The organism is Paenibacillus sp. 01T47, from assembly GCF_056398245.1.
The window spans coordinates 20823-30844 of sequence record NZ_JBFTPA010000036.1; the positions used below are offsets into that span (position 1 = coordinate 20823).

8 protein-coding genes and 1 pseudogene are annotated in these 10022 nt (G+C 44.7%); 7 read left to right on the forward strand and 2 right to left on the reverse strand.

From position 1 onward, the window contains the following. Positions 1-10: 10 nt before the first annotated feature. From AC1DOV_RS33100 to AC1DOV_RS33110, 3 genes are read left to right on the forward strand one after another with little or no spacing between them, the layout of a single operon-like run. A complete protein-coding gene (locus AC1DOV_RS33100; protein WP_477512859.1) occupies positions 11-1783 on the forward strand; it encodes a sensor histidine kinase in 1773 nt (590 codons plus the stop codon). Further along, positions 1731-2471, forward strand: a complete 741-nt coding sequence (locus AC1DOV_RS33105; RefSeq protein ID WP_477552011.1) for a response regulator transcription factor — start codon at positions 1731-1733, stop codon at positions 2469-2471. Before AC1DOV_RS33100 ends, AC1DOV_RS33105 begins: the two co-directional genes overlap by 53 nt. Beyond that, positions 2452-2697 (forward strand): hypothetical protein, encoded by a 246-nt coding sequence (locus tag AC1DOV_RS33110; RefSeq protein ID WP_477552012.1) that lies wholly within the window; start codon positions 2452-2454, stop codon positions 2695-2697. The genes AC1DOV_RS33105 and AC1DOV_RS33110 overlap by 20 nt, the downstream gene beginning before the upstream one ends. Before the next feature lie 299 nt (positions 2698-2996). Here AC1DOV_RS33110 and AC1DOV_RS33115 read toward each other — a convergent pair whose 3' ends face one another. Continuing rightward, positions 2997-3836: a helix-turn-helix domain-containing protein gene (locus AC1DOV_RS33115; RefSeq protein WP_477512849.1), complete on the reverse strand. Its 840-nt coding sequence runs from the start codon at positions 3834-3836 to the stop codon at positions 2997-2999. Between the two features lie 141 nt (positions 3837-3977). Here AC1DOV_RS33115 and AC1DOV_RS33120 point away from each other — a divergent pair, with 141 nt between their 5' ends. From AC1DOV_RS33120 to dcm, 4 genes are all read left to right on the forward strand, one after another. Then, positions 3978-7079 carry a glycoside hydrolase family 2 TIM barrel-domain containing protein gene (locus tag AC1DOV_RS33120; RefSeq protein WP_477552013.1) on the forward strand — a complete coding sequence of 1034 codons (3102 nt, stop codon included), beginning with the start codon at positions 3978-3980 and terminating at the stop codon, positions 7077-7079. 451 nt (positions 7080-7530) lie between these two features. Next, positions 7531-8376 (forward strand): WG repeat-containing protein, encoded by an 846-nt coding sequence (locus AC1DOV_RS33125; RefSeq protein WP_477552014.1) that lies wholly within the window; start codon positions 7531-7533, stop codon positions 8374-8376. Positions 8377-8469: 93 nt separating this feature from the next. After that, positions 8470-8709 carry a hypothetical protein gene (locus AC1DOV_RS33130; RefSeq protein WP_477512846.1) on the forward strand — a complete coding sequence of 80 codons (240 nt, stop codon included), beginning with the start codon at positions 8470-8472 and terminating at the stop codon, positions 8707-8709. Next, positions 8693-9685: a DNA (cytosine-5-)-methyltransferase gene (dcm, locus tag AC1DOV_RS33135; protein WP_477552015.1), complete on the forward strand. Its 993-nt coding sequence runs from the start codon at positions 8693-8695 to the stop codon at positions 9683-9685. Before AC1DOV_RS33130 ends, dcm begins: the two co-directional genes overlap by 17 nt. A gap of 75 nt (positions 9686-9760) precedes the next feature. Here dcm and AC1DOV_RS33140 read toward each other — a convergent pair. Further along, a pseudogene (locus tag AC1DOV_RS33140) lies at positions 9761-10022 on the reverse strand (MFS transporter); the annotation flags it as partial.

Below are 10022 nucleotides of genomic sequence, written 5' to 3' on the forward strand. Positions count from 1 at the left end.
CTTGAGCATCATGCGCAAAATCGTGCTTGGTTACGTGATTATGATCTTTATCCCTGTTCTGGCATTCGGTTATCACTATTACACGCAAATCTACGGCAACCTGACGCAACAATTCGTGGAGAGCAGGCAGAAAATCCTGGAGCAGGCTTACGCCAATCTGAAAACGGATTTCGCCCGAATTCAGTCGGTCCACCGGGTGCTGCAATACAATCCTTACTTGACCGATTATCTGGACGGCGTATACGAATCCGACGCGGACAGCATCTACGCGCTTACCCGCTATATTCTCCCGCTGAACACGCAATCGATGTTCGCTAATCCGGAGATCGAATCCATCGTCATTTATAAGATGAAGGATCGGGTATTGCCCATCACCAATCTGTTTCGCGACCGGTCTATGCTGGATCCGCAAACGGAACAAACCGTCTCGTCCCTGAAAGCCGGACAGGGGAAATGGCTGCGCGCCGATCCCGCGGCGTCGGATCCGGACCTGATCTATTACCAGTACATTTACAATACGCAAATTACGGAGCGAATCGGCCTTCTTGAAATTCGGGTACGCAAAAGTTTAATCCATAACTTCTATGCGGCCGCGGGTGTGGAAGGAAGTTGGAGAGCGTTGCTGTTGTCCGGACAGGGTGATCCGTTGACGAACGAAGCGCCGGCGTTGGACAAGAAGACATTGCGTCTTCTGCAAGCGGATGACAGGAAATTTTTTATCAACCGGCAAACGATCGTCAATCAGCTGAAGCTCGAGCCGCTGGACGTTCGCGTCATCGTCACCGGTCAGGTGGGAGAAGTATTCCGTTCCGTGAAGAAGAAGGAAATCGTCTTGGTGACGATGATCGTGCTGCTGTTGATCGCTCTATCCATCGCCTATTACCTGCTGGCTTCGACGATTACCAAACGGATTCTTCGGTTGGCCCGGCATATGCGTACGCTGAACGACAATAACCTCAGGCAGCTGACGATCAAAAACGGCAAGTTCGAAAAGGATGAAATCGGCTTCCTGATCGTCACCTATAACGCGATGGTCCGGCGAATGGACGAGCTCATCAACAACGTCCATCGAGCTGAAATGCGCAACAAAGAAGCGGCATACCAGGTGCTGCAAGCGCAGATCAAGCCTCATTTCCTCTATAACACGCTCGAGACGATCCGCATGGTCGCCGAGGCTAACGACGACAAGGAAGTCGCCGATATTTCCTTCTGGTTCGGGAAACTGATGCGGTACAGCTTGTCGTCCGCGCGGGAAGAAACGGTTCTTGCGAAGGAAATCGAGATGGTTTCCTTTTATATGAACATCCACAAAATGAGGCTCCAAAGCAGGCTGACTTTTGAAATTCAAGTTGCGCTGGATGCCGAACGGCTGGCTTGTCCGCGATTCCTTTTGCAGCCGCTTATCGAAAATGCGATCGTGCATGGAGCTTCCGCCGTCCTTCGACCCGTCCATATCTCGCTGCAGGCGACGGAAACGGAAAGCGAGATTACGATCGACGTTACCGACAACGGCAACGGGATTACGCCGGAGAAGCTTCTCGCGCTTCGCGAACGGCTGTCCAGGCACGACGAGCCTAGAAAGGCAGAGGAGCAGGTCGGCGTAGGTTTAAAAAACGTCAACGAACGAGTCAAAAGCTTCTTCGGAGGAGAATCCCGACTGGAAATCCTCAGCGAGTCGGGCAAAGGAGCCTGCTTGCGCATTATCATCGTGAAAAGGAAGGTGGCGGACGTTGAAGATCTTGATCGTAGACGACGAACCTTTGATTCTGAAAGGGTTAGTTAAAATCGTCGAGGAAGTCGCGCCTGTCGGTTCCGACATTTGCTCGGCCCTCAATGCCCCGGAGGCATTAGAGACAATGAAGCGCTTTATGCCCGCTGTGACGATAACGGATATCCATATGCCGGAGAAGAACGGATTCGAATTAATTCAGGAGGCCAGGCTTGAGGGGTTATGCGATCGATTTATTATCCTGACCGGCTATGACGAGTTCGACTATGTCCGTCAGGCCCTTCGCTCGGGCGTCGTAGATTACTTGCTGAAGCCTTTGGACAAAAAGGAAATCGCGTCCCTGCTGAGCCGCGTGAAGGAGGAGCTCCCCGCCGCATCGGATTCGGATTACAGTCGGCACGCCGAACGGATATTGGCCTATTTGCAAATGAACTATATGAACGCTCTGTCCCTCGACCATCTTGCGGATCGCATGAGTCTGCATCCGAATTATATTAGCAGCTTGTTCAAGAAGGAGACGGGAGACACCCTCGTCAATTACTTGAATGCGTTACGAATCCGGGAAGCGCAAAAGCTGCTGAAAACGCAGCCTCATTCGACCGTTTGCGCGATCAGCCGTCAGGTCGGCTTCGATACCAAGCACTACTTCGCGAAGGTGTTCAAAAAATACACGGGAACGACTCCCGGCACCTACCGCGAAAATCAAGAAGAAATCGAACGTCATGAATCGCCTAATACCTGAAGGTTTTCTTCATTCGCGCTTCACAGGCGAACAACTTAACAATTCCTTGCTTCATTTTCTGACGGGGATTAATTTCTTGAAACCAGAAAGTTTATTGTTCGCCAGCATATCTGGATTAGATGAAAAGGTAGAAGCTATAACAACTGAAACTCCAGTTTTATCCACCTCATCAACGATTGGTTTAAATAACCAATCACCAACAATTATTTCAACACATCCAAACTAATGTGACCCTCAAGATGATGAACCTCAGAAGAATAACGATACGGCTACCAATAATAATACTCATCAGAATGAAAATAATGGTCAACCTTTTAATTCTCCAGTAAAAGAAAAACAAAATGCTATATTTATTTATCACTCTCATGCTGTGAATTGCGATTGATTTAATTAAACTCTTGTCTTTTGAAATTTATCAAGAGCCGAAAAACTGATGAATGATAAGGGAAGCGAAGGAACGATATCTCGCTTCCTTTTCTGATTTTTTATTAAGCAAGATCCTCCTGCCTTTGCTTAGTTTCTTGCTTATCTGTGGCGGTTACGGATATAACGTCCTGGAGGCATTCCTTCCGATTTCGTAAATTGTTTGGTAAAGGAATAAATATCCCCATAACCAAGACTAACGGCTACGTGTTTAATGGGGAGTCCGGAGAGGAGCATCATTTTGGCCTGTTTCATTAAATGTTCAATGTGGTACCGCTGAGGGGAAACTCCGGTTGTGGCTTTAAATAGCTTCCTGAAATTCTCATAGCCCATATTTACAGCTGCTGCGGCTTCCTTAATATCGTAATGAATATCATTGGCGCCGCCGATTAGTTGGCAAGCTTTTGAGATTTTATGATCATTGTGCTCTCTCTGAGTATGATGTACGCTGCCGTGCAAACGGATAATGAGTTCTTGAGCTTTCATCAGCAAATAGGGGAGCCTTTCATCTACAGCGGATTTAAGAGAGTTCAGCAGGGCGGCAAATTCATTCAAAATATCGCTTGTATGTCGTGTCGGCTGCACCTCTTGGTCGGAATTTATGATGCCTAGCGTTTTGAGGTAATGATAGACAGGATAACCTATGCTGATATAAAACTCGATCCATTCCCCATTCGGCTCGATTTCGGTGGAGTGCATACGATCGGGCAAACGTTGTACCAGATCCCCTGCTTGCATTGTAATAACAGTGCCTTCCTTTGAGATAAATCGTCCGTTGCCTTGCAGGACCAACAAACAGCTGTAATATCCGATCCTGAAGTCATACTGGGAGCGCTCTGCCGTTCTTTTTCTCATAAAGCCGCATGACAAAATGCCCAGGTCGAAATCGTCTCCGATACACCGGTATACGACATCGTTTTCTTTTATAGCATCGAAATTCATATCGTCACCGCACCTACCAAAATGGATAAATGAATTACCAGACCTAACATTTTATATGAAAACTTGTCCTTATATTATAAGGGTATCGACTTTCATAGCACAACCAATTAAGACAATTTATGAGGGGGTTATTCGAAACGTATGAAGCTGAACAGAGACTGGGAGAATCCGCATGTCGCTCACAAGAACCGTCATCCCATGCATGAGCCGTATGGAATATACGAAACCGTGGAACAGGCGCTAAGCGGCGACCGGAGAGCGTCAAAATACGTAAATTGCTTAAACGGCACTTGGAAATTTAAAACGTTTTCATCTCCGGATGTAGTAACTGATGAGTTTTATCATCCTGCATATGACGTGTCCAAATGGGATGATATCCCTGTTCCTTCCAACTGGGAGTTGTTCGGATACGGGAAACCTATATACACTAATATTAAGTATCCCTTTTCGCGGAAGGGGGCGGACTCTCATCACGAAATTCAACTGAAGCAAGATGAATTTGTTTTGAATCCGCCTTATGTGCCGGAGGATAACCTCACCGGATGTTATGTCCTATCGTTCGAAATTCCTGAACATTTTAACGGCAGAGATTTGTTTATCGATTTTGCCGGTGTGGAATCCTGCTTTTATCTGTGGTTAAACGGGAAGTTCGTCGGTTATTCGCAGGACAGCAAGCTTAACGCTTCTTTTGATATTACCGATTACATCCAAACGGGGCAAAACCATTTGGCCGTTCAGGTGATGCGATTCGGAGCCGGTTCTTATCTGGAGGATCAGGACTACTGGCATCTATCGGGTATTTTCAGAGATGTTCTGATTTATGCAAAACCGCGAATGCGAATTCATGATTATAAAATCGAAACGCTTTTCCCGGGTGATTATGACAATGCCGATTTAGCCGTGACGGTTTATCCTAATAATCAAGCAAGCTGTTATGGGGAAGCTCACGTGCGTCTGTCTCTTTATGATCACGATCGAAAATTGGTTACGCAATTTGAGACGCCGAAGTTTGCGGATTTCAGATCCTACCTGCAAGACAACTATGTGGCGAAAGTCAAACAAACCATTAAGAGTCCCCAATTGTGGAGCGACGAAATTCCTTACCTCTATAAATTGGTATTGGAAATGATCGACCCTGACGGAAATGTCGTTGACATCGAGAGTGCAAATGTCGGCTTCCGAGAAATCAGCATCGATAACACCGGGATATTGAAAATTAACGGCAAACGTCTCATAATTCGCGGAACCAACCTTCATGCATTTTGTCCCGAAACGGGGCGCGTGGTGTCAACGGAGTATATGAGTGAGCAGATCAAGATCATGAAATCGCTAAATATCAATGCGGTAAGAACGAGTCACTATCCGCATGCCGTCGAATGGTACGACCTTTGTGATGAACTGGGCATATATGTTGTGGATGAGGCCAATATTGAGACCCATGGCATCGGCGGCCAGCTCAGCGCATCTCCCGAATGGACGCATGCTTATATGGAACGTGCAGCACGGATGGTGTTGCGAGATAAGAATCATCCCTCGATCATTCTGTGGTCCTTGGGAAATGAGTCCGGTTACGGAGCGAACCATGCTGCCATGTACGGGTGGATGAAGGAATATGATAAAACAAGATATGTTCAGTATGAGTCCTTAAATCCTCCGGCCAATATTTCCGATATCATGGCGCCCATGTATCCTCAGAAGGATTGGATCGTGGATTGCATGACGAGCAGCGATGACTTGCGGCCGTTTATTATGTGTGAATATGCGTACGCGAAAAGCAACAGCAACGGGAATTTCAAGGAATTCTGGGACCTTATTTATAAATTCCCGCGGTTTCAGGGCGGCTTCATTTGGGATTTCCAGGATAAAGCGCTTGTCCGGCATGATGAATCTGGGAACAAAAAATATGTTTATGGCGGCGCATTCCAGGAAGAGATTATTGATTCCGCGCCCGATATGTGCCTGAACGGCATTATATTTCCGGATTTAACGCTGAAACCGGCTGCCTATGAAATTAAAAATATACAAGCTCCCGTCCAGATCGATTATTTTGAACGGCCTTATGATGTTTCCGGTAATAAAAGTTATCGAATTTATAATCATTATACGCATCGGGACTTAAGCCACCTGGACATCGGTTGGGAACTTGTTTGCGACGGGAAGGTTGTGGAAAACGGTACATTACCCCGATTACACACGCCGGCCGGAGCTATCGAAAGTCTTCAGGCACCATACGATCCAACCAAGGTCTCTGGGGAAGCGTTCCTGAATTTTTATGCTTATCTGAACGAGGACACCTATTATGCAAATAAGGGAACCTGTATCTATGCATACCAGGTCGAGTTGAAAGATTCCGTATATGAAATACATACCGGGGATATTCAAAGTGGGAGCCTGGTATATGAAGAAGCTGCGGATCGAATTCATATTTATAATGAAAATACGAACGTGGTCTTCTCGAAAGAAACGGCAGAGTTCATTTCTGTCAGATACAATAATCAAGACTACTTTACGGGCGGAGCGAACAATTTCTATCGGCCGCCAACGGGGATAGACGCAGGTGTGCCTGGTGAGACGCTAAACTATGCAGATGATTGGAGAAGCCTCGGGCTGGACTCCGATCAGAAAGAGATCAAGAATATCCGGGTATATGCAGCGCCTGCATCAGTCATCATTCAGGTTCATGTTCTTTATCATGGATGCATTGAAACACTTACGGAGTATGCGATTGGAGGTAAAGGCATTGAAATTACTAACACTGTCGTGAATAATGCTAATGTCGATACCTTACCGAGAATCGGTCTGAGCTTTACCTTCCCTGCTGCCTGGAAGAGTATCAAATGGTATGGCCGCGGGCCATGGGAGAACTATGCGGACCGTAAAGCGGCTGCCTTCATCGGTATATATGAAAGCTCTGTTGAAGAACAGCATGTTCCCTACATCGTGCCGGTTGAGTGCGGGGGCAAGGAAGATGTCCGTTATTTGTATGTGTCGGCGGATGACCGCAACGTAAAAGTTACCTCGGCGGGTCACTTCCATTTTGACATCCATCAGTACAGCATCGGACAGTATGACAATGCCGCCTATGAGGACGAGCTTGGCACATCCGATTCTGTTTTCCTTCATATCGATTACAAACATGCAGGTCTTGGTGGAGATACTGGATGGACCAAAAATATTCACGATGAATATAAAATCGAAAAGGGCATCTATGTATACAAGATCACTTTAGAGATCGTGGATTGAATAGTAGATCCTCGAAAGCGAAGGATAGAAGTGAATTTTTGATAAAGGCACTGGCCAAAGTCAGAGGTCTTTATTGATTAACGACGATTCATTGGCATTGGCTTCTAGTACATCGGATCAGACTCCGCAATGTGCATCAGCGCCTTATTCTGACTTACGGATAAGGATATGGGCTGAAGCAATTCCTTGACTACCTGGCGTCCGAACAGGCTCAAGTCCTGATCAACTGGGGCGTTGAAGGAAAGCATTATGTAATAGAGAACGGCAAACGCTCCAGTATCATATTCATGGAAGGGTACTGATATACATCATATAATACCGAGGAGGTACGGAGGCACGAACACATATGGAATGAAAAATAGAATTGATGATAACCTGATACCTTTGAGTAAATCGGTACATTATAAATTTAGTTATTTTTTCACAAATTACAGTTAGAGGACTGACTATAATGAAAGTTTATAAATATGGTTATATCGATCGAGATGGTGGATTTGTTATTGAACCTGTTTTTGATTTTGCTACTTCATTTGAAGGAGGGCTGGCATCCTGTGATGTTGAAGGAAAGAGCAGGTTTATTTCAAAAGATGGCACAACAGTATTAGAAACGAACTATTCTTTTGTGAGTAACTTTTCATGTGGCCGAGCGTTGTTTACTGACCGTAGTAATTTTGGATACTTAGACAAAGAAGGAAACATAGCAATTCCTGCAGTATATGAGCAGGCATATATTTTTTCTGAAGGTTACGCCAGAGTTTTAGCACCAAATGGGAAATTAGCTTTTATTGATGTTGAAGGGAATATGATAACAGCTCCGATCTACGATGGAGCAGTGCACTTTGTTGATGGTATGGTGACGGTGAAAGCTAAGGATGGGAAGTATGGGTGTGTCAACATTGCAGGGGAATTTACAATAGATCCAATATACGATTCTCCTATATTGTTTTCAGAGGGTTTGGCAGCTGTAAGTATAAATAAAAAGTATGGATATATTGATAAAAATGGCCAAGTAAAGATTCCATTGCGCTTTAAATATACGGAAGGCTTCCATAGAGGTTTAGCATCGGTTTTGGTTGGTAAAAGGTATGGCTTTATAGATAAAACCGGACAAATGGTGATAGATCCTACCTTTAATGATGTAGAAAACTTTGTTGCTGAAAATCTTGCTCCTGCTAAGGTAGATAAGAAATGGGGGTATATCAAGCCAAATGGCGAGTTTGCAATTGAACCAAAATTTAAAGATGCTTCTCCATTTTCAGAGGGGTTAAGCGCAGTCCAAGTGAAAATGAATGGTTAATGTGAGCGATTTTAATAACTCTATAGTGCCACTGTTGTTAAATGCTACTTTAATAGAGTATGTGATCAATAAATAGAAGAATAGTGGTATTAAGTGATTATGTCTTCACTCTATGACTTATTTTCAAGACAAATTACTTCATGGGGTACACATTCTATTGGTGCTGATTTAAGTACTGAGAATGGTTTTGCTGGCCATGGCGTAAAGATAGCGGTTTTGGATACAGGAATTGCGAATCATTCCGATCTTAATATCTCTGGGGGATATTCTTTTGTAGATGATACTCCTGTATATAGCGATGATAATGAACGAAAGGATGTGGAGTGCTTATGATGTCAGATCCGTCACAGATGACCATATTCGACTTCTTGGAAGAGAACGAGGACCAATTCAAGGAATCGTTGCCGGATTTCCTTGCCAGGCTTTCTCCATTGCTGGAAAGCGTGAAGGATTTAACGACGCTATTAGAGGGACAGTATTCTTTGAGATCATCAGGTTCGCATCTATTTTCAAACCTGAATTTATACTCCTTGAAAACGTCACAGGACTCCTCAATCATGACAAAGGGAGAACGTTCGAGACTATCATCGGAACGCTGGATGAGTTGGGGTACGTGGGGGGGTGGTGTGTGCTTAACAGCTCGGCCTATGTGCCACAAAACAGAGAACGTGTCTTCATTGTCGCAAGTCTTAGAGGATCAAGTGAACGAAAAATATTTCCTTTCAGAGATGAAAACAACAAGCCTGCTAAAGACTCTAAAACAATAGCTTCTAAGGTTATGATCGCTGGAAATGTAAATCCGAGCGGAAGAGGTATGAATGGCCAAGTCATTTCTGCAAACGGACTAGCGCCGACACTTACAACGAATAAGGGTGAAGGTAACAAAATTTTAGTTAATGTATCACAAAAGACAGCTGTCAACGAAACAGGGGAAGCTGCTTGTTTAGATGCAAGTTATTTCAAAGGATTAGGAGCCAATCAAGCGCGTACAGGGGTCATGGAACCCATGGCTGTATTAACACCTGACCGCGAAGAGAAAAGGCAGAACGGACGTCGATTTAAGGAGCCAGGGGAACCATCTTTTACGCTAACAGCACAGGACAAACATGGAATCTATGATGGTTATCGTATTCGCAAACTAACACCTCTTGAATGTTTTCGACTGCAGTCTTTTCCGGACGATTGGTTTTATACACTCAAAGGATATGGGATAAGCGATTCCCAATTATATAAAATGGCAGGCAATGCTGTAACGAGCCGAGTTGCTTATGAAATCGGTAAACGATTGATGGATTCCTTCAGCATTTAATGTACTTGAGTAAAGCAGCCGATCATTATGATTGGCTGCTTCTATGTTTTTATTGAACTATCGTGTCCCATTAGTTTAACGCACGTTTACTTCCTCTGCATTCGATTTGGAAATTTTTATTTTTACCATAATCAATACGAAAGCAAGCAATGTAAACATAATTCCGCTCCAGATGAGTTGATGTATTCCCAAGTGAGAAATAAACCAACCACCGATAGAAGCCCCTACAGTAATTCCAAGATTGGAAAATGAGACAAACAAGCTGTTGCCGAATTCGGGAGCTTCTTTCGCCTCGGTCGTTAACCATGCTTGACTGACAATAAGCCCGCCGGAATGC